The 19,691-nt window shown below is 62.3% G+C and carries 16 protein-coding genes; 11 read left to right on the top strand and 5 right to left on the bottom strand.

Annotated features, from left to right (window positions below):
- The first annotated feature begins 154 nt into the window (after positions 1-154).
- A complete protein-coding gene (locus tag PSH73_RS04790) occupies positions 155-769 on the top strand; it encodes a biliverdin-producing heme oxygenase (RefSeq protein ID WP_057437896.1) in 615 nt (204 codons plus the stop codon).
- Positions 766-3,006 (top strand): ATP-binding protein, encoded by a 2,241-nt coding sequence (locus PSH73_RS04785; protein WP_305462036.1) that lies wholly within the window; start codon positions 766-768, stop codon positions 3,004-3,006. The genes PSH73_RS04790 and PSH73_RS04785 overlap by 4 nt, the downstream gene beginning before the upstream one ends.
- A 172-nt stretch (positions 3,007-3,178) precedes the next feature.
- Here the strand turns inward: PSH73_RS04785 and PSH73_RS04780 are convergent, their stop codons facing one another.
- The gene (locus PSH73_RS04780; RefSeq protein ID WP_057960582.1) at positions 3,179-3,637 is read right to left on the bottom strand and encodes a transposase; all 459 of its coding nucleotides are present in this window, start codon (positions 3,635-3,637) and stop codon (positions 3,179-3,181) included.
- A 174-nt stretch (positions 3,638-3,811) separates the two neighbouring features.
- Between PSH73_RS04780 and PSH73_RS04775 the strand changes: the two genes are divergently transcribed.
- Together PSH73_RS04775 and PSH73_RS04770 are read left to right on the top strand one after the other, a co-directional pair.
- Positions 3,812-5,731: an alkaline phosphatase D family protein gene (locus PSH73_RS04775; RefSeq protein ID WP_120731716.1), complete on the top strand. Its 1,920-nt coding sequence runs from the start codon at positions 3,812-3,814 to the stop codon at positions 5,729-5,731.
- 138 nt (positions 5,732-5,869) lie between these two features.
- Positions 5,870-6,883: a diguanylate cyclase domain-containing protein gene (locus PSH73_RS04770; protein WP_057960584.1), complete on the top strand. Its 1,014-nt coding sequence runs from the start codon at positions 5,870-5,872 to the stop codon at positions 6,881-6,883.
- A gap of 3 nt (positions 6,884-6,886) precedes the next feature.
- Here PSH73_RS04770 and PSH73_RS04765 read toward each other — a convergent pair whose 3' ends face one another.
- Positions 6,887-7,915 carry an amino acid ABC transporter substrate-binding protein gene (locus tag PSH73_RS04765; protein WP_057437889.1) on the bottom strand — a complete coding sequence of 343 codons (1,029 nt, stop codon included), beginning with the start codon at positions 7,913-7,915 and terminating at the stop codon, positions 6,887-6,889.
- 148 nt (positions 7,916-8,063) lie between these two features.
- Here PSH73_RS04765 and PSH73_RS04760 point away from each other — a divergent pair, with 148 nt between their 5' ends.
- The 3 genes from PSH73_RS04760 to PSH73_RS04750 all read left to right on the top strand — a co-directional run bounded on the left by PSH73_RS04760 (position 8,064) and on the right by PSH73_RS04750 (position 11,565).
- Positions 8,064-8,990 (top strand): LysR substrate-binding domain-containing protein, encoded by a 927-nt coding sequence (locus PSH73_RS04760; protein WP_128593804.1) that lies wholly within the window; start codon positions 8,064-8,066, stop codon positions 8,988-8,990.
- A 1,037-nt stretch (positions 8,991-10,027) separates the two neighbouring features.
- Positions 10,028-11,296, top strand: a complete 1,269-nt coding sequence (locus PSH73_RS04755) for an aspartate aminotransferase family protein (protein WP_186626328.1) — start codon at positions 10,028-10,030, stop codon at positions 11,294-11,296.
- A complete protein-coding gene (locus PSH73_RS04750) occupies positions 11,284-11,565 on the top strand; it encodes a hypothetical protein (protein WP_057960587.1) in 282 nt (93 codons plus the stop codon). The genes PSH73_RS04755 and PSH73_RS04750 overlap by 13 nt, the downstream gene beginning before the upstream one ends.
- A 32-nt stretch (positions 11,566-11,597) precedes the next feature.
- On the opposite strand, the gene PSH73_RS04745 is transcribed toward PSH73_RS04750, so the two are convergent.
- The 3 genes from PSH73_RS04745 to PSH73_RS04735 form a co-directional block, all read right to left on the bottom strand.
- A complete protein-coding gene (locus PSH73_RS04745; protein ID WP_120731713.1) occupies positions 11,598-13,631 on the bottom strand; it encodes a c-type cytochrome in 2,034 nt (677 codons plus the stop codon).
- A 164-nt stretch (positions 13,632-13,795) separates the two neighbouring features.
- Positions 13,796-15,403 (bottom strand): 5-guanidino-2-oxopentanoate decarboxylase, encoded by a 1,608-nt coding sequence (locus PSH73_RS04740; RefSeq protein WP_170044835.1) that lies wholly within the window; start codon positions 15,401-15,403, stop codon positions 13,796-13,798.
- Between the two features lie 118 nt (positions 15,404-15,521).
- Positions 15,522-16,406: a LysR substrate-binding domain-containing protein gene (locus tag PSH73_RS04735; RefSeq protein WP_057960590.1), complete on the bottom strand. Its 885-nt coding sequence runs from the start codon at positions 16,404-16,406 to the stop codon at positions 15,522-15,524.
- Positions 16,407-16,640: 234 nt separating this feature from the next.
- Between PSH73_RS04735 and PSH73_RS04730 the strand changes: the two genes are divergently transcribed.
- The 4 genes from PSH73_RS04730 to PSH73_RS04715 are packed head-to-tail and all read left to right on the top strand — an operon-like array spanning position 16,641 to position 19,678.
- Positions 16,641-17,423 carry an ABC transporter ATP-binding protein gene (locus PSH73_RS04730; RefSeq protein WP_038446245.1) on the top strand — a complete coding sequence of 261 codons (783 nt, stop codon included), beginning with the start codon at positions 16,641-16,643 and terminating at the stop codon, positions 17,421-17,423.
- Positions 17,424-17,470: 47 nt separating this feature from the next.
- Entirely contained in the window at positions 17,471-18,244 is a 774-nt protein-coding gene (locus PSH73_RS04725) for a transporter substrate-binding domain-containing protein (RefSeq protein WP_170060196.1), read from the top strand.
- 18 nt (positions 18,245-18,262) lie between these two features.
- Positions 18,263-18,976, top strand: a complete 714-nt coding sequence (locus PSH73_RS04720; RefSeq protein WP_057437878.1) for an ABC transporter permease — start codon at positions 18,263-18,265, stop codon at positions 18,974-18,976.
- A 12-nt stretch (positions 18,977-18,988) separates the two neighbouring features.
- Positions 18,989-19,678, top strand: a complete 690-nt coding sequence (locus PSH73_RS04715) for an ABC transporter permease (protein ID WP_305462031.1) — start codon at positions 18,989-18,991, stop codon at positions 19,676-19,678.
- Positions 19,679-19,691: the final 13 nt, after the last annotated feature.

Genomic DNA, 19,691 nt, shown 5'->3' with positions numbered 1-19,691 from the left:
CTGTTTTTGAATATTGGGTTATTTTTCTGACAACAACGTCAGATTTTTTACCTGACTTTTCAGATACAGACGACGGGACAAACAGAATCGTTGCCCGCCCTTCACCCACGCGTCAGCCATGGTTTGCCCTGGCCGACCAGTCCGAGCTTACTGCATGCATCCACAGGCCCATGACGTCGCGGCGCCCTCCCTGCTTGAAGCCTTGCGCGCAGGCACAGCCCTGCTCCATGTGGCCCTGGAAAAACGCTTGCCATTCTTTTCCCCGCAGCTGGATGCCGACGGGTATCGGCGTTTGTTTGAGGCTTACTACGGTTTCTACCACCCGCTGGAATCACGACTGTACGACTGCGCCTTGATTCCTGTGGGATTCAACCAGGCGCTGCGGGTGAAAACTCCTACCCTACACAGTGACCTGATTGCCCTGGGCCTCACCAGCCAGGCGATTGCCGCCCTGCCCCTCTGCCCTCGCCTGCCACGCCTCGACACCCCGGCCGCCTGCCTGGGCGTGTTGTATGTGCTCGAAGGCGCGACCCTCGGCGGCCAGGTACTGCGCCGGGAGATGGCCCGGCGCCTGGCGCTGGACGCCAGCAATGGCGGCGCCTTTCTCGATATATACGGCACCGAGACTGGTCGGCGCTGGAAAGACTTTCTCGACTACTTGGGCCACGTCCCGCTGGACGACCTCGGCCGGCAGCAGGCGGAGGACGCGGCCTGCTCGACATTCAGCTGTTTTGAGCAATGGCTCGACAGCCAGGAGGTACTGCTATGAAACCCGAAGATTTTGAAGAACTGCTGGCCAACTGTGCCGACGAGCCGATCCGCTTCCCTGGCGCGATCCAGCCTCATGGCGCACTGCTGACCCTGCGCGAACCGGACCTGCAGATCGTGCAAGTCAGCGCCAACGTGGCCAGCCTGTTCAATCACCCGCCTGAGACCTTGCTTGGCCAGCCACTGGATACGCTGTTGGGCGCGGACAACGCGCGCACGGTGCAGCAGATCGCCAGTCAACTTAACTTTATCGACGCCCCGGCGCTGCATGTCACCCTCAACGGGAGCGAGTTCGAAGGCCTGCTGCACCGCCATCAAGGCGTGCTGGTGCTGGAGTTCGAGCCACGCTACGAGCACTTCCAGCCCAAGTCGGTGAACGGCCGCGCCAGCAACCTGGGCAAGATGTTGCAACGTTTGCAGTCGGCGAAAACCCTGCAAGCCTTGTACGAAATCAGCGTGAGCGAAATCCAGGCCATGACCGGCTATGACCGTGTGCTGATTTATCGCTTCGAAGAGGAAGGCCACGGCCAGGTCATCGCCGAAGCGTCCGCGCCGTCCATGGAACTGTTCAACGGCCTGTTCTTCCCGGCGTCCGACATTCCGGAACAGGCCCGCGAGTTGTACCGCACCAACTGGCTGCGAATCATCCCCAATGCCGACTACGAGCCGGTGCCGCTGCTACCCAAGCTGCACCCGGACACCGGGAAACCGCTGGATTTGAGCTTCGCCACCCTGCGCAGCGTGTCGCCGATCCACTGCCAGTACATGAAGAACATGGGCGTGCTGTCGTCCATGAGCATCTCGCTGATGAAAGGCGACAAATTGTGGGGGTTGATCAGTTGCGGCAACCGCGAGCCGCTGCACGTGCCCAACGACCTGCGCACCACCTGCCAGACCATCGGCCAGGTGCTGTCGTTGCAGATCAGCGCCATGGAGGCCCTGGATATCAGCCGCCAGCGTGAAGAAAAAGTCGAGGCCCTGGACACACTCAACCAGGCAATGAGCGCGTCAGCGGACACGGTGTTCGACGGCCTGGCCCAATGCCCGCAGGTGTTGATGGACCTGGTCCTGGCCGGTGGCGTGGCGATCATTGAGGGCCAGCAACTGCATCGCTATGGCAACTGCCCGGAACCGGCGCAGATCCGCGCCTTACACAAATGGCTGCAGGACACCGGGCAACCGGTGTTTGCCAGCCACCACCTGTCAGCGGTCTACCCGCCCGCAGCCGACTATCAGCCAGTGGCCAGTGGCGTCCTGGCCATGAGCCTGCCCAAGCCGGTGGACAACGGCGTGCTGTGGTTCCGCCCGGAAGTCAAAGAGAACATCCAGTGGAGCGGCGACCCGCAGAAACCGCTGGCCCTGGAAAAATCCGACGCGGGCCTGCGCCTTCGCCCACGCACCTCGTTTGAAATCTGGAAGGTGGAAATGGCTGGCATCTCCACCAAGTGGAGCTCTGGCGACCGTTTCGCCGCCAACGACCTGCGCCGTTCGGCCCTGGAAAACGACCTGGCCCGCCAGGTCCTGCGCGAGCAACAAGCGGTGCGCGCCCGGGATGAACTGGTGGCGGTGGTGTCCCATGACCTGCGCAACCCGATGACCGTGATTTCAATGCTGTGCGGCATGATGCAAAAGGCGTTCAGCTCTGATGGCGCCCACACCTCGCGGCGAATTTCCTCGGCCATCGACACCATGCAGCAGGCCGCCGCGCGCATGAATGTGTTGCTGGAGGATTTGCTAGACACCTCAAAGATCGAGGCGGGCCGCTATACCGTCAAGCCGGTGCCCCTGGACGTCAGCCAGATCCTCGAAGAAGCCTATGCGCTGCTGGCGCCCCTGGCCCAGGAAAAGGGGGTTGACCTGTCGTTCAACGCCGAACCCGGCCTGCAGATCAACGCCGACCCGGAGCGTTTGTTCCAGGTACTGTCGAACCTGATCGGCAACGCCATCAAGTTCACCCCGCGCCAGGGCAAGATCGGGATTTCGGCGATGAGCAATGGCGAGGAGATTGTGTTTGCGGTGCGCGACTCCGGCGAAGGCATTGCCCCTGACCAACTGCCCCACGTGTTTGATCGCTACTGGACCCTGACCGAAAACAACCCCACGGGCAGCGGCCTTGGGCTGTACATCACCCAGGGCATCGTCAAGGCCCACGGCGGGCGGATCGAAGCCGAAAGCGAGCTGGGGCGTGGCAGTGAATTCCGCTTTACCGTCCCCAAGGTCACGCAGCCCCCATGCTGACCGCGCGGCCCACTGTGCCTACCTCTGTGGCGAGCGGGCTTGCCCGCGCTGGGCTGCGCAGCGGCCCCCTTCAGACCTCTACGGTGTGTCAGGCATACCATAGCGCCCGGTTTTGGGGCTGCTGCGCAGCCCAGCGCGGGCAAGCCCGCTCGCCACAACCACATCACAAAACTCAGAGCCAGACCGCATCCCATAATGGGTAGTCACCGATATGCTCCACCAGCCCTGCCCTCAGCGGATTGGCAATAATATAGCGAGCGATTTTCCGGTGGTCCTCTTCAGCCCTCACCGCACGGTCATGATAACCACGCTGCCAAAACGGCCCCGTGGTACCGCGAGCACGGTTTATCGTCAGCGTGCTCCGGGACTTGGTCCGCCCCATGACTTGCGCCAACCCCATCTCTTGCAGCTCAAACAGCCAATGAAGGTGATCCGGCATAATGACCCAGGCCAGCGAGTTGACCTGGCCTGAGTCATGGGTACGCTTAAGCTCGGCCACCAACAATCGGCCCAGGCGCAGATCACGGAACAATGGCCGTCGCCCATACACGACGGCGGTTATCAGATAGGATCGGCCTGGCTCCGAGTACCGGCCACGGCGTAACAAATGAGAGTCTGGCTGACGAAGCATTCCTTTGCGCCTTTGAACAATAAGTACATGTCGAGGCTAGCAGCGGATATCAGCCAATGACCGTAAGATTGGTGAACACATGTATCCGCTTGCCACAGTGAGCCTGCTTTGACAAAACACCGACATCCACTGCGTTAACCTACCCAGTCCAATCCCGCACAGAGCCGTGTTTTCATGCTGCAACCCGACACATTGCCCGCCGTCCTCGCCGGCCCCTTATTGCGTCGCCTGGAGCCGGGCCGCCTGGTGTTGTGGCTGGTGGGCAGTCGCGCGCTGGCATTGACCTTGCGGCTGCAGTTCTGTCAGGACGAAGGCGAACAGTCCCTGGATATCGACCTCGACGCCACACGCTGCCAGGTCATTGCCGTGGGCCGCGCGGCGTTTATCCACCTGATTGATGTGTCGCTGGCCACGCCGCTGCCCCAGGACGTGCCCATCCGTTATGACCTGCTGATCGAGGGTGGCGCCGGCATCGCCCAATGGGCCCCGCATCTGTTGTACCCAGGCGCCCAGGCCCCGGACTTCATCCTGCACAGCCGTATCCGCCAGTTGCTGCACGGTTCTTGCCGCAAACCCCACCATTACGCCGACGAGGGCCTGCTCTGCGCTGATCGCCTGTTGGCCGCCGACCGCAGCCTGGCCCAGCGCCCGGCGTTGTTGATGATGAGTGGCGACCAGGTGTACGCCGACGATGTGGCCGGGCCGATGCTGCGCGCCATCCATGGGCTGATTGCGCGCCTGGGCCTGTTCGATGAGCACCTCGATGGCGCCGTGGTGGACGACAGCGCCAAACTCTACGACCACCCTGCCAGCTATTACCATCGCGCCGATCTGTTGCCGGCCCTGGAGAGCAACGAGACCCTGCGCGAACGCTTTTTTGGCGGGGTGAAAAAGCCGATCTTCACCAGCAGCACCGCCGACAACCACCTGGTGACCTTCGCTGAAGTCATGGCCATGTACCTGCTGGTCTGGTCGCCCACCCCCTGGACCCTGATCGCCACACAGCCGCCCACTCGGCTCACTGCCGAGGAACGGGCGCGCTACGCCCGCGAACAGGTGCCTGTGGATAAGTTTCGCGACGGTCTGGGCGGTGTGGCCCGGGTGTTCGCCCATGTGCCGTGCCTGATGATTTTCGATGATCACGACATCACCGATGACTGGAACCTCAGCGCCCAGTGGGAACAGACCGCCTATGGCCATCCGTTCTCCAAACGCATCATCGGCAACGCCTTGCTCGCCTATATGCTCTGCCAGGGCTGGGGCAACAACCCCGATGCCTTCGCCGCGCTTGTGGAAAAAACCCTGGCCCTGAGCGCGACGGCCCAGCAGCACGACAACCATTTACCCGCGCCCGCCCAGGACCAATTGCTCGAAGAACTCCTGCAGTTTCAACAGTGGCATTACGTGCTGCCCACCACCCCGGCGCTGGTGGTCATCGACACCCGTACGCGTCGCTGGCGCAGTGAATTCACCCTCAAGCAACCGTCCGGCCTGCTGGACTGGGAAGCCTTGAGTGAGCTGCAACAAGAACTGCTCGACCACCCTTCGGCAATCATCGTGTCGCCCGCGCCGATCTTCGGCGTCAAGCTGATCGAGACGGTACAGAAAGTCTTCAGTTGGTGCGGTTACCCACTGTTGGTCGATGCCGAAAACTGGATGGCCCACCGTGGCGCCGCGCAGGTGATCCTGAATATCTTCCGCCACTCGCGCACCCCAGGTAACTACGTGATTCTGTCGGGGGATGTGCACTACTCGTTCGTCTACCAGGTGCTGATCCGCCATCGCAACGGCGGGCCGAATATCTGGCAGATCACCAGCAGCGGCATCAAGAACCAATTCCCGCCGCGCCTGCTGGAATGGTTCGACCGCCTCAACCGCTGGCTCTACTCACCACGCTCGCCCCTGAACTGGCTGACCCGGCGCCGGCGCATGCAAGTGGTGCCGTATATCCCGGAACATGCCGAAGCGGGAGAGCGTCTGTGGAACAGTGCCGGCATCGGCCAGGTGTTTTTCAATGAGCAAGGGCAGCCGGAGGCGATTTACCAGCACAACGCCAACGGCTCGGCTCCTACCCGCATGGTGGAACCGCTCTAGCTTGGCCATCAACAATAATGGCGTTTAGCCACAATTTTACCCAGGCAAACCTCGCTGTACAGTACGCCCAGCCACGGAGTATCGGCGTTAACACCTGACTGGCCACAATGAGCCGGCATCCTCGCAGGGAGCGCGCAGATGGGCGATACATCCGATTTGGATCCGTTGAACAGTGAGCTTTTCGACGTCAACGCCGACCTGGTCCATGCCATCATGGAACTGGTCAGCGATGGAATCTGGGACTGGAATGCCAACACCGGGTTTGTCTATCGCAACCCCGGCTGGTACGAAATGCTCGGTTACGATCACCATTCCCTGGAAAACACCGTCTTCACCTGGGAAAGCGTGATCCACCCCGACGATTACCCCCATGTGATGAAAGTCTTCGATGACTACATCAATAGCCGCACCCCTCACTATCAAGCCGAATACCGCTGTCGAAAAAAAGACGGTACCTGGCTGTGGATCGAAGACCGTGGCTACATCATTGCCCGCAATGCCGATGGCTCGGTGTCGCGCATGGTCGGCGCCCACCGCAGCATTCATGAGCGCAAACGCTCCCTGGAACAGCTTGAGCGGCGCAACCAATCCCTTGAAGCGCTGGTGGCTGAACGCACCCGCGAACTGTCGCGGGTCAACCAGCAACTGCAGTTACAGCTCGAGGAAAACCGCTCCCTGGCCGAGCGCGATACCTTGACCCGCATCGCCAACCGCTATCGCCTGGAAAAAGCCCTGCTCGAAGAGTGTGCGCGCGCTCAGCGGTTTCGTCTGCCGCTGGCGGTGATTGCCATGGATGTCGATGACTTCAAGTTGATCAACGACCAGCATGGACACGCCGTGGGCGATGCCACCCTGCTGCGGGTAGTCGAATGCCTGGAGCATTGCGTGCGTCAGGGCGACCTGCTGGCACGTTGGGGGGGCGACGAGTTTATGCTGATTATGCCCAAGAGCACCGTGGAAACCGCCCGGATACTGGCCGAGCGCATTCGCCGGGCGGTGCTCGACCTGCCTCCCATGGGCGATTTCAACGTGACCCTGAGCCTGGGGGTGGTACAGCGCCTCGATGGCGAATCACCCGCCGACCTGATGGCCCGGGCGGACCAGGCGCTGTACCGGTCCAAGGCCGCGGGCAAGGACCGGGTTTCGCAATAACCGTTAGCGCACCGGCGGCGCGTACTGGATGCCGCCGTTGTTCCACAGCGCATTGAGGCCGCGCGGGATCTTCAGCACGCTGCCCTGGCCAATGTTGCGCTCGAACACCTCGCCATAGTTGCCTACTTGCTTGACGATCTGCACCACCCAGTCCTTGCGCAGCTTCAAATCCTTGCCGTACTCCCCATCGGCCCCCAGCAGGCGGGCGATGTCGGGGTTCTTGGTGGTCTTGGCCTGTTCCTCGACGTTCTTCGAGGTGATGCCCATTTCCTCGGCATTGAGCATGGCAAACAGCGTCCACTTGACGATGCTGAACCAGTCGTCATCACCCTTGCGCACCAGCGGGCCCAGGGGTTCCTTGGAGATCACTTCCGGCAGCACGATAAACTCATCCGGGTGCGCCATCTTGATCCGCTGGGCGTACAGGCCCGACTGGTCGGTGGTCAGCACGTCGCAACGGCCGGCTTCCAGGCCCTTGGCACTTTCATCGGCGGTGTCGAAGGTGATCGGGGTGTATTTCATGCCATTGGCACGGAAGTAATCCGAGACGTTCAACTCGGTGGTGGTGCCGGCCTGGATACAGATGGTCGCGCCATCCAGCTCCTTGGCGTGGGCCACTCCCAGCTTGGTATTCACCAGAAACCCGATACCGTCGTAATAGGTCACGCCGGTAAACACCAGGCCCATTCCGGAATCCCGGGAGCTGGTCCAGGTGGTATTGCGCGAGATCACGTCGATTTCCCCGGATTGCAACGCGGTGAAGCGCTCCTTGGCGGTCAGTTGGGTGAATTTGACCTTCGAAGCATCGCCAAACACGGCGGCGGCAACGGCATGGCACACATCAACGTCGATGCCGGTCATCTTGCCCTGGGCGTCCGGCACGCCGAAGCCTGGCAAGCCGTCGCTGACCCCACATTGGATAAAGCCCTTTTTCTGGATCGCGTCCAGGGTCGCGCCTGCGTGAGCGGTGCCGGCCAGGCCCAGGACAGTGGCGGCGGTGAGTGCTGCCAGGGTGGATTTCAGATGCTGCATGCAAGGCTCTCCGTGTTGGATTTTATTATTTGGCGCCGCAAACCCGGGCCAGTTTATTTATAGTGTTGCCGGTCAGTATCAACGGCTTTACACCTGGGTCACAAATGACGTTTAGGCAAAGGCTCCTTCCTGTTTGGAATGAACTCCCATGATCTCAAAACGCTTGACCCCTTCGATGACTGCCCTGCAATGCTTCGAAGCCGCTGCCCGGCACCTGAGCTTCACCCGTGCCGCCGAAGAACTGCACCTGACCCAAAGTGCGGTGAGCAAGCAAGTGGCGCAACTGGAGGAAATGCTCTGCCACAAGCTCTTCGAACGCGTGCGCCAGCGTCTGTACCTGTCGCCGGCGGGCTCGCTGTACCTGGCAGAAGTGCACAAGATCCTGACCCAGGTGGATATCTCCAGTCGCTATATCCTCACCTACGGTGGTGAAACCGAGGTGCTGCGCATCGCCACCCAACCGACCTTCGGCGACCGCTGGCTGGTGCCCAAGCTCAAGGACTTTGCCGCCCGTCATCCGAATATCCACCTGGATGTGCGCAACGAGCTCGAACCCTTCGACGTGCTGCAGGCCAAGGCCGATATCGCGTTCTTCTTCGGCCAGGGGTCATGGCCGGGGGCCACCTGCATTGAGCTGTTTCGCGAAGCGGTAGTGCCGGTGTGCGCACCGGGGTTTGTCGCCCAGGGCAGCGACGCTTCATCGCAACACACCTTGCTGCAATGCACCTCACGGCCCGAGGCCTGGCACGAGTGGTTCCTGGAACAGGGCCTGCATTCACAGAACAGCTACCACGGGCCGCGCTTCGACACGTTCTACATGTGCATACGCGCGGCGCAATCGGGTTACGGCGTGGCACTGGTGCCGCACTACCTGGTGGCTGACGAATTGGCCCAGGGCAGCCTGGTGGTGCCATGGGACTATGCGATGCCCAGCAGTGGCGCGCACTTTATCGCCCATGCCGAGCATGCTGGGGAGATTCCCAAGGTGAAGGCGTTTTTGCAGTGGATGGTGGAGTACACCCACTCTCACTGTGGGGGCGGGCTTGCCTGCGATGGTGGTGTATCAGTCAACTGATGGGCTGCCTGATGCTCCCCCATCGCGGCATAGGTATCTACACACTCTCTTCTGGGTATGTGTACATATCCGTTGCTTCGGTAACGGCGGCTATTGGTTCCGCTCTTACAGCGGGTCACTTTTGGAAAAGAGCCCCAAAAGTAACCAAAAGGGCTCTTGCCCCACCACTCGGCACCTCGCCTAGGCTCGGTGTGCCCGTCATCCGACATTGATTTGGGGGGCCGCCGCGATGGGCCATCCCTGGCCCAGCGCGGCTAACCCGGCGTCCTGCCGGGTTACCCCCCAAATCAATATCGGATGACGGCCAGCGTGGTTTAACGGGGCGCCTAAGATCAAAATCACAAGCAAAGCGAGGCGGCCTTAGAGCCGACCTGATCGTCGAGATGTACGCATATACCTGTGGGAGCTGGCTTGCCTGCGATGGCGGTGTATCAGCCAATACATTTATCGACTGATACACCGCCATCGCAGGCAAGCCAGCTCCCACAGGGGGAATGCAGCTTCGCGCTCTGGCTCTGCTGTTGCTCTGCTGTTGCTCTGCTTTTGCTCTGCTTTTGATCTGGCTTTTGATCTTGATCTCAGGCGCCCCGTTAAACCACGATGGCCGCAGGCAGGTATTGCGCAGTGGGCACCCCGGCATGGATGCCGGGGTAGCCGCGACACGGCCAGGGATGGCCGATCGCGGCGGGCCCACGGAGCAATGCCTGGCTGCGGGCATGCCGAGCCTAGGCGAGGCACCGAGTGGTGGGGCAAGAGCGCTTTGCTTACTTTGGCGCTCTTCCAAAGTGAGCCGCCGTAAGGGCGGAACCCTAAGTGGCCGTGACCGCAGCAACGGATATGTACACATCCCCAACAACCAAATCAACCAACCCATCTGCTGACTGATACACCACCATCGCGGGCAAGCCCACTCCCACAGCAAAGCCATTGCCACATCCCGATTTTTGCGAATGACCCGGCGACTTTATTTCGTTTGCCGGGCCACCGCGCTCGCGGCTTAGATAGGCGCAAACCGCCCTTTTGCGAGCCCGTGATCCATGAGCCACGAAACCATCAGCCAGTCGATTTCCATCGTCCATCCCATCTGCCTGAGCCACGGGCGCAACGCCGAAGTCTGGGACACCGAGGGCAAGCGCTATATCGACTTTGTCGGCGGCATTGGCGTGCTCAACCTCGGCCATTGCCACCCGACTGTGGTCGAGGCGATTCGCGAGCAGGCTACCCGGCTCACCCATTACGCCTTCAATGCCGCGCCGCACGCGCCCTATATCCAGTTGATGGAGCGCCTCAGCGCCTTTATCCCGGTGGCTTACCCGGTCAGCGGCATGCTGACCAACAGCGGCGCCGAAGCCGCCGAGAACGCGCTGAAGATCGTCCGTGGCGCCACCGGCCGCACCGCCGTGATTGCTTTTGACGGCGGCTTCCACGGGCGCACCCTGGCCACCCTCAACCTCAACGGCAAGGTGGCGCCCTACAAGCAAAAAGTCGGCGTGCTACCCGGCCCGGTTTATCACCTGCCCTACCCCAGCGCAGACAATGGCGTGACCACAGACGATGCACTCAAAGCCATGGAGCGCCTGTTCAGCGTCGAAATCGACATCGCCGACGTGGCCTGTTTCATCCTCGAACCGGTGCAGGGCGAAGCCGGTTTCCTGGCCCTCGACATTCCCTTCGCCAGAGCCCTGCGGCGCCTGTGCGATGAACACGGCATTCTGTTGATCGCCGACGAAATCCAATCCGGCTTTGGCCGCACTGGCCAGCGTTTCGCCTTCTCACGCCTGGGCATCGAACCCGACCTGATCCTGCTGGGCAAAAGCATCGCCGGCGGCGTGCCCCTGGGCGCCGTGGTCGGACGCAAGGCCTTGCTGGACAACCTGCCCAAAGGCGGCCTGGGCGGCACCTATTCCGGCAACCCGATCGCCTGCGCGGCCGCCCTGGCCACCCTGGATGTGATGAGCGACGAACACCTGCAAGCCTGGGGCGAACAACAGGAAGCCGCGATCTGCGGGCGCCATGCCGCCTGGCAGGCGAAAAAAATCTCGCCCTACCTCGGCCGCCTGACCGGCGTCGGCGCCATGCGCGGTATCGAGTTGGTCAACCCCGACGGCAGCCCAGCCAGCGCCCAACTCCAACAACTGCTGAACCTGGCCCGCGACGCAGGATTGCTGCTGATGCCCAGCGGCAAGGCCCGGCATATCATCCGCTTACTGGCCCCGCTGACCATCGAGCCGGCGGTGTTGGAGGAAGGCTTGGATATTCTGGAGAAATGCCTGGCACAGCTCGACGCGCCGGCATGTCGCAGATGACCCAGCGGGCTCTGGAGCGAGGCGATGCGGCTGTCACCCTCGGCCTGTCTGTGCTGCAGGTACTGGGTTTGGGACAGGACATAGCCCATATCGCCGCCAAAGGTGGCGATTGGCAACGGATACTGATTGCTCCAGGCAGAACATTGGGCGGCGCACGTCCAATGCGACGGCCACCTGCGGATCGCCAATGGCCGACATTGGCCAACGCCATGGACGTATCTCGTCAAGAACAGGATCGGATGAGCCGGGAATTCAGGCTGGCGCTGTAGGAGCCGACAAGTCGGCCCCTACAGGGTTGAGGTCAGTAACGCGCGTCCACCGGCTTACCGCCGTTCGGCCAGTCCTTCACCTTGTCCGGGAAGTCCGGGCGTGGTTTTTGCGAGAAGTAGGCGGCAACGTCTACCGCTTCCTGGTCCGACAAGCCGCCCTGGCCCAACGGGAATTTCTCGTGGAAGCCGATCGGCATATTGCGTTTGACGAACGCGGCCGCCGTGTAGGTGCGGGCCATGCCAGCGCCGATGTTGAAGGACTGGTCGCCCCACAACGGTGGGTACACCAGGCTGCCGTCGGCACGGGCCAGGCCCTCGCCGTCGCTGCCGTGGCACACCGCGCATTGCTTGGCGTAGACCTGCTCGCCATTGGCCAGGTCGGGCTTGATGGCCGGGTCGATCTTGCCGACACCACGGCCAGGGACTTTATCCTCGGGCTTGGTGTTGTTTTTCATCCAGTCGAAGTACGCCACCATCGCCTGCATATCCGCCGATTGAGGCGGTATTGGCTTGCCGTTCATCGAGCGGCGGAAGCAGCCGTTGATGCGCTCCTCCAGGCTCACCACCTTGCCGGCACGTGGGGCGTAGCTGGGGAAGAAGGCCGACACGCCCACAAACGGCGAGCCATCTGCCACGGTGCCAGCGTTGAGATGGCAACTGGTGCAGTTCAGCGCGTTGCCGACATTGTCTGGCAGCAGTTCCTTGGTTTGCAGGTGCAGGCGCATGCCGCGGACCACTTGATCGGCATTGGATGCTGCCAGCAGGTTGGCCAGGCGCGGCGTCTCGAACGCCGAGGAGTCGGTGCTCACCGGGTTGAGTTGGTCACGCATTTTCTTCACCTGGGCGGTGCTGATCGGCGTGCCTTCGTTGCCCCAGCGTGTGCGCACAAAGGTGAGGATTTCCGCCACTTCGTTGTTCGCAAGCCTGGCAAAGCCCGGCATGGTGTAGACCCGTGGATGGGCGGCGGTCTCGGCGGTTTCCCAACCGGTCAGGGTGATGTGCAGCAACGAGGTCGGGTTGCTGGCAACCACGCCGGTGTTGCCGGCCAATGCCGGGAACAGGCCCTTCACGCCCGCGCCATCGCTGCGGTGGCAATCGCTGCAGAACTGCATATAGCCCAGGCCGCCACGGCTGGTGAACAAGTCCTTGGGCAGTTCGGCCGGGCCTTTGGCGACGGCCGGCATCGGCAGGTCATCCTTGCCCGGTGGCAGGGATTTGAGATAGGTCGCAATGGCCGTCAGGTCAGCATCCGTGAAGTGCTGGGTGCTGTGCCGGATCACGTCCACCATGTTGCCCGATACCGTGGCAAAGCGGTTCTGCCCGGTCTTGAGCAGTTGCACGGTGTCTTGCACCGTCCATAGGTTGCGCAGGCTCAAGGCGCGCCAATGCTCGACGGTTTCCCCGCCCAGGTAATGCTCGCCGCTGCTGCCGGCGTCGCTCATGGCTTTTTCCTGGAAGGCGATACCGCGCGGGGTGTGGCACGAGCCACAGTGGCCGAGGCCCTGGACCAGATAGGCGCCCCGGTTGAGCACGGCATCCCGGGCCGGGTCGGGCTGGAACGGTTGCTTGTCGAGGAACATGAAATTCCACAACGCCAGGCCCCAGCGCTGGTTGAACGGGAAGCCCATGTCGGCTTCGAGGTTGGCCTGTTTCACCGGCTCGACGGCGTGCATCAGGTAGGCGAACAAGGCACGCATGTCCTCTTCGCTCATCTTCGCGTAGGACGGATACGGCATCGCCGGGTACAGGTTCATACCCGCCGGCGTCACGCCTTCGCGCATCACACGGTCGAACTGTTCGAAGGTATAGGCACCAATCCCGGTCTCGCGGTCCGGGGTAATGTTGCTGGAGTAGATGATGCCCATGGGCGTGCTCAGCTCCAGGCCACCCGCCATCTCGGGGCCTTGCTTGGCGGTGTGGCAGGCGATGCAGTCACCCAATTGGGCAACGTATTTGCCCTGGGCAATCAGTTCGGTATCGGGTTTGGCGGGTTCGTTGGCGTGCAGGGGAAGCGCAAGACACAGCGTCGCCCCCATCCAGGCCAAACGTGACAGAGAAAGGGCCATCGCATTATTCCTTTAATAACCTGGCCGGGGGGTTGGCCCCTGGGTACAGGTTTGTCTGCGTTTTTATGAGGTCATCAGGCGGACAACCGGGGCTTTGTAAGCCCCGGTTTGTTGTAGCGGATTTTCGAGGGGAGCCCGTTGATATGGATCAGGCCGAGGGCGGTTCAGGCGTTTTGCAGGTAGTGCGCGGCGTCGAGCTCGATCATCACCGGTTGACGGCTGTCGACCAGGGTTTGCAACAACCCGTGCAAGGCCTGTGGCGTGTCGGCCGTGTGATAGGCGACGTGGCAGCTGCGGGCCATCGCGGCAAAGTCCGGGGTCAGGATATCCACCCCCAGCGGCGCGATTTCCCGGGCCTGCATATAGTCCCGGATCTCGCCGTAGCACTGGTTGTTCCACACCACCAGGATCACACCGATGCCGGCCTCGCGGGCCGCGATCAGTTCGTTGCTGGCAAACTGCAGGCCGCCATCGCCGACCAGTGCCACCACTGGCCGTTCGGGCTTGGCCAGCTTGGCACCAATGGCCGCTGGCAATCCGTAGCCGAGGGTGCCGTAGCCGGTGCCGGCGTTGAACCAACTGTTGGCCGCCGGCGCTTGGTAGCCCACCGCACCCTGGTACACCGGCTGGGTCGAGTCGCCGACGATCAGCGGGTCGACCAGGCTGTCGCGCAGCAGGTCCAGCAAGCCTTGCAGCCCCTGTTGCTTGGCGTTCCAGCTCTCGCGTTCCAGACGGTTGACGCGCTGCACGCTGTCCTGTGCCCAACGCCCGCTCGGCGCTGGCGGGCTGACCGCAGCCAGCAACGCCTGCAAGCCTTCGCGGGCATCGCCCAGCAGCCCGACATGGGCGCGTTGCACGCCCATGACTTGCATCGGGTCGATATCCAGGCGGATCAGCGGTGCCTTGAATTTCAGTGGGCCAAGGCCGAAGAAGTCGTAGTCGGTTTCTCCCAATTCAGTGCCCACGGCGAGGATCACATCGGCCTCGTCAAACAACGAGCGGCCATGCCTGGACGACTGCACACCATCCAGCAACAGCGGGTGACCCATGGGCAGCAGGCCACGGGCATTGGTGGTCAGGGCCACCGGCGCTTGCAGGCGTTCGGCCAGTTGCTGCAACACCTCAGCGCAATCACGGGCGCCGCCGCCGGCGAGGATCAGCGGCCGCCGCGCTTCATTGAGCAGGCTCAGCGCCGCCCGCAGCGAGGCCGGCGCCGGAGCCGGGGCGCCGGGCAGGCTGCGGGGCATCAGGTTGAGGTCGATGGCCGGCATCTCCAGCACATCCAGGGGGATTTCCAGATGCACCGGGCGCGGGCGCGCGCACTTGAACACGGCGAAGGCGCGGGCCAGCAGTTCCGGCAATTGCTCCGGTGATTGCAGGGTATGGCTGAAGGCACACACACCGGCGACCATCGCCCGCTGGTCCGGCAGCTCGTGCAGATGCCCGTGGCCCAGGCGCAGATGTTCGCGGCGGTTGGTGGTGGATATCACCAGCATCGGCACCGAGTCGGCATAGGCCTGGCCCATGGCGGTCAGAATATTGGTCATGCCGGGGCCGGTAATGATGAAACACACGCCCGGCTTGCCACTGGCGCGGGCGTAGCCGTCGGCCATAAACCCGGCGCCCTGCTCATGGCGCGGGCTGACATGCCGCAGACGGCTGCCATGCAGGCCGCGATAGAGCTCGACGGTGTGCACACCGGGGATGCCGAACACGGTATCTACCCCATAACCTTCCAGCAGGCGAACCAGGGACTGGGCACAGGTGGTCATTGCTCATTTCCTTCTTATTGTTCTGTGTCGATTGGTCGGACCTTAGGGGGCGCTCCGAGGGCGGACAAGCAAAAAATTTGCCGGCCATTGGCAAAAAAAATTCACGGATTGCCGCGCACTACAGCCCGCCACCCAGCTGCGACTTCACCCACTCGCCAAACGCCTGCACCACCGGGCGCTCGACTTTCTGGTGATCGGCCACCAGGTAATAGCCACGGTTGGATTCGATCTCGGTCTCGAACGGCCGCACCAGCAAGCCCCTGGCCAGGGCCTCGCCGCTGATCAGGTTGTCGCCCATGGCGATGCCCTGGCCGGCGATGCACGCCGACTGCACAAAGTGCGCATCGGCAAACACGATGCCACGCTGCACATCCACATTCGGCGCCCCGGCGGCGGCCAGCCATACGCGCCAGTCGGAGTAGTCGATCATATGCAGCAGCGGTGCGCCGGCCAGGTGTTCCGGGTTCTTCAGGCCGCCCATGGTGTTGACCAGGCGCGGGCTGCACACCGGGAAATAACGCAGCGAGACGATCTTCTGCACATGCTGGTTAGGCCAGTCGCCCATGCCGTAGGCGATAAACAGGTCGGCGCCGTGGTCGCTGGTGTCGTCCGGGGTGCGCGGTGATATCAGGTGCAGTTCGACCTGTGGATAAAGTGCCTGGAAGTCGGCGATATGGGTGCACAGCCAATAGGTGGCAAACCCCGCCGGGCTGCTGATACACAGGCGCCCGCTGACCTGCTGGCCATCGAAACGCTGCCCGGCTTCAAGGATATTGGCCAGCAGCCCGTGGATATCCCGAGCATAGCGCTCGCCCTGCCAGGTGATGCGGATGTTGCGCCCGGTGCGCTCGGTCAGGGCAAACCCCAGGGTCTGTTCCAGGCTTTTGATCTGGTGGCTGATGGCGCTGGGGGTGAGGTTCAGCTCGGCGGCTGCCTCGGACACGCTGCCCAGCCGGGCCACCGCGTCCAGCGCCCGCAAAGCGGTCATGGAGGGGTAACGCATGGATGTTCACCTGCTCGAAGATACCCGCACCATAGCCGGAATCAGCCGTCAGACATAGCCACCGGCGAACGGGACAGTTGAATTAAATTTCAATATCGAGCGAAAAATGCTCGATTGACCTCATGTGGCCAGTGGCTATTCTCGATCCTCATCACTGCATGCCTGTGCAGCTTTGCGCAGGAGCCGGCTCCTGCAGAAAACTGCCTAATCTACAAAAATAAAGAGGGATAACCCTTGAACCCAGTCACCCCGGTGGTCGCCATTGATGCTCTGCACAAGAGCTATGCCGCGCACCATGTTCTCAAAGGCATTTCCCTGCGCGCCAACGAAGGCGATGTGGTGTCGCTGATCGGCTCCAGCGGTTCGGGCAAAAGCACCCTGCTGCGTTGCATCAACCTGCTGGAGATCCCGTGCAGCGGCAGCCTGCGCATCAATGGCGAAGAAGTGCGCCTGAAAAAGGACCGCGCCGGCAACCCGCTGATCGCCGATCCCGACCAGGTGGCACGCCTGCGCACGCAACTGGGCATGGTGTTCCAGAGCTTCAACCTGTGGCCCCACCGCACCGTGCTGGAAAATGTCATCGAAGCACCGGTGTATGTGCTGGGTGAAGACCGCAAGGACGCCATCGCCCACGCCGAGCACCTGCTGGAAAAAGTCGGCCTGGCGAGCAAGCGCGATACCTTCCCGGCCTTCCTCTCCGGTGGTCAGCAACAGCGCGTGGCCATCGCCCGCGCCCTGGCCATGCGCCCGCGCGTATTGCTGATGGATGAACCCACCTCGGCCCTCGACCCGGAGTTGGTCGGCGAAGTGCTGAAGGTGATCCAGGGCATCGCCGAAGAAGGCCGCACCATGATCCTCGTCACCCACGAAATGGCGTTTGCCCGGGATGTATCGAGCAAGGTCATGTTTTTGCACCAGGGATTGGTTGAAGAAGAAGGCACGCCCCAGCAAGTCTTCCAGAACCCCACCAGCGAGCGTTGTCGCCAGTTCGTCATGGCCCAGGACAATCGCGTTTGAACTGCCGCTTCCATCCTTCAAAACAATAACTTCGAAAGGGTCAAGCCATGCATAACTCTCTGAAATCCCTCGCCGCCGGCTGCGTGCTCGCCGTGCTTTCCCACAGCGCAGTGGCCGCCGAAAAAATAGTGTTCGGCATCGCCCTGGAACCCTACCCGCCGTTCTCCGAAAAAGCCGGCAATGGCGCCTGGAGCGGTTTCGAACCAGACCTGATCAAGGCCCTGTGCGAACGCCTGCAAGCCCAATGCCCGCTCAAGGAAGTGTCCTGGGACGGTTTGATCCCGGCGCTGCAATCGAGCCAGATCGACGTGATCCTCAACTCCCTAAGCATCACCGAAGAGCGCGAAAAGGTCATCGCCTTTACCGCCCCCTACTACCAGACCCCGGCCATGTGGGTCGCCGACAAAAGCCTGGACCTGGTCACCACCCCCGAAGGTCTAAAGGGCAAGTTGATTGGTGTGCAGGGCTCGACCTCCAACGCCACCTACCTCAAGACCTACTACGCCAAGGGCTCGACCCTGCGCTACTACAACACCCAGGACGACATGACCGCCGACCTGCAAAGCGGGCGCATCGACGTGATGCTGGCCGACGCGCTGACCATCGAGCCGATGCTCAAGTCCAATGCCGGCAGTGGCCTGGCTGACAAGGGCCTGGCGCCCAAAGACCCGTTGTTCGGTTCCGGTATCGGTGCCGCCGTGCGCAAGGGCGACGACAGCCTGCGCGAGCAGCTCAACACCGCGTTGGCGGCGATCAAGGCCGACGGCACCTACGACAAAATTCGCAGCCGCTATTTCAGCGTCGATATTTCCGCGCAATAACGTCCAACGGAACGCGCCATGATTTCTTTGTCCGAACTCACCCAGTTGTTCGTCGCCGACGGCTGGCTCAACGCGCTGCTCCAGGGCGCGGTGGTGACCTTGCAGATTTCCGCCGGGGCTTTTGTGCTGGGCCTGGGCATCGGTTTGCTGGTGGCCATGATCAAGCTCAAGGGCCCACGCTGGATGGTGCGCCTGGCCAACCTGTACACCACGCTGTACCGCGCGGTGCCGGAGCTGCTGCTGATTTTGCTGCTGTATTACGCCGGCACCGACCTGCTGAATATGGCGATGGCCGCCATGGGCCGCGACAGCGTGACGGTCAACGGTTTTATCGCCGCCGTGCTGGTGCTGGGCATCGTTCAGGGCGCGTACTCCGCGGAGATCATTCGCGGCGCGATCCAGGCCATTCCCGTCGGCCAGCTGGAAGCGGCTCGGGCCTTTGGCATCGAGCGCTGGCTGCTGGTGCGCCGGGTGTTGCTGCCGAGCATGTTGCCGTTTGCCATGGCCGGTCTGTCGAACCTGTGGCTGGTGCTGGTCAAGGACAGCGCACTGATCAGCATCGTCGGCTACAGCGAGTTGCTCTCGGTGGGCAAACAGGCGGCCGGCTCCACCAAGCATTACCTGGTGTTCTACCTGGCGGTGGCGGCGGTGTATTTCATCATCACCCTGATTTCCAACGGCGCCTTCCGGGTGTTCGAGCGACGGATCAACCGCTGGATGCCGCAGCACTAAGGAGCGCAGCCGATGGACTTTTCATGGATCAACAGTTTTGGCAACGATCTGCTGCACGGCCTGGGTATCACCCTGAAGTTGCTGGCCTTGTCCGGGGTGTTTGGCTTTTTGCTGGCGGTGCTGGTGGCCTTGGGGCGCTTGTCGTCCAACCCGCTGATCAGTGGGCCGTTGCGCGCCTATACCGCGGTGTTCCGAGGCACGCCGCTGCTGGTGCAGATCTACATCCTGTATTACGGCGTGGGCAGCGTGTTTGCCAGCTACCCGCTGATTCGCGGCAGCTTCCTCTGGCCGTATTTGCGTGAAGGCTTCTGGTACGTGGCCCTGGCCCTGATTCTGTGTGTCGGCGCGTATGTCGGCGAAGTGCTGCGCGGCGCCCTGCGTGCGGTGCCACGGGGCGAGCTGGAAGCGGCGCGGGCGTTTGGCATGAAGCGCCTGATGGTACTGCGCCGGGTCTGGTTGCCACGGGCCCTGGAGCTGGTGAAGCCGACCCTGGTGGGCGAAACCGTGTTGCTGCTCAAGGCGACCGCGCTGGCCTCCACCGTGGCCGTCACCGACCTGCTCGGCGCCGCCAACCTGGTGCGGGCGCAGACGCTGCGGGTGTATGAGCCACTGTTGGCCGTGGCGGTGATCTACATTGTCCTGGCGTTCGTGATCGAACACGTCTTCTCGCGCTGGGGCAAAGTCCCGCAGCGCCAGGCTTGAATCAATTTTAGGA

This window comes from Pseudomonas sp. FP2294 (assembly GCF_030687625.1).
Classification (GTDB): domain Bacteria; phylum Pseudomonadota; class Gammaproteobacteria; order Pseudomonadales; family Pseudomonadaceae; genus Aquipseudomonas; species Aquipseudomonas shahriarae.
The sequence above is the reverse complement of the archived record's forward strand: the minus strand, read 5'-3'. Positions and strand labels throughout refer to the sequence as shown.